1 protein-coding gene is annotated in these 847 nt (G+C 65.5%); it reads right to left on the bottom strand.

The features are described from left to right. On the bottom strand, positions 1-847 hold an 847-nt coding region (locus AC559T_RS14580; protein WP_498869061.1), incomplete at both ends, for an ISAs1 family transposase.

The raw sequence follows: 847 nt of genomic DNA, 5'->3' as shown, positions 1-847 counted from the left end.
CTCGAGGGTTTCCTTGACCTTTCGGACCCCGTGGAGGCGGAGGAGACTCAGCGCGAGGTTGCGGATGGTGGCGAGGTTTCTGGGCCCATTTCCTCGGGAGGCGTGGCAGGCGTCCTCGCGCCAGGCGGTGTCGCGGATGTAGTGGAGGCGGTTCTCGATTCCCCAGTGCAGGCGGACGTGGGTGTGGATGGCTGCCGGGGTGGCGCGTTCCCCGCGCAGGCTGCTGACGATGAAGGCGTATTCCTTTGTGATCCTGTTTCCTTCAAGGTCGAACTCCTCGCGGCGGATGACGGCGATGGTGCGGGCGAACGGGAAGCGGATGCCGGAGGCGTCGGTGGTCCAGACGGCCCATCGCCTGACGCGGCCGTGCGATCGTTCTTCTTCCTCGTGTCCGGGGGTTTCCTGGAGTAACGGGAGGCAGCGCCTGAAAATGTCCTGATGGAGTTTCGGCTGGTTTCCCTTGACGGTTAGGACGTAGTCGATCCCGCGTTTTCTCAGCAGGATGGCGGTCCTGAACTGAGTGTGGGCTGCGTCCGCTGTGGCGATCGTCCGCCCGCGGGTGTGGCGGAGGTTCTTCACGAGGTTGTCGACCTGGGTGATCTCGTTGGTGTCGTCGGGGACCAGGGTCTGCGCGACGACCGCGCCCCCGGTGTGGGTCATGGCGGCGAACAGCTTGACCTGCTTGTTCTCGTCGGTCCAGGCGCCGCGCAGGACCTTGCCGTCCAGCGCGATCACGAGGTCGCCGGCCTGGTCGCGGGTCGCGCATTCGTGGATCCAGGCGCAGGTGACCAGGTCGAGCAGGTCTGCGTCGACGTTGGTGAGAACTTCCCGGATGGTCGACTCGCTC

The sequence above is a fragment of the Frankia sp. Hr75.2 genome, assembly GCF_949319125.1.
In the GTDB taxonomy this organism is placed as follows: Bacteria; Actinomycetota; Actinomycetes; order Frankiales; family Frankiaceae; genus Parafrankia; species Parafrankia soli.
This window is presented reverse-complemented; position numbering and strand designations above follow the sequence as displayed.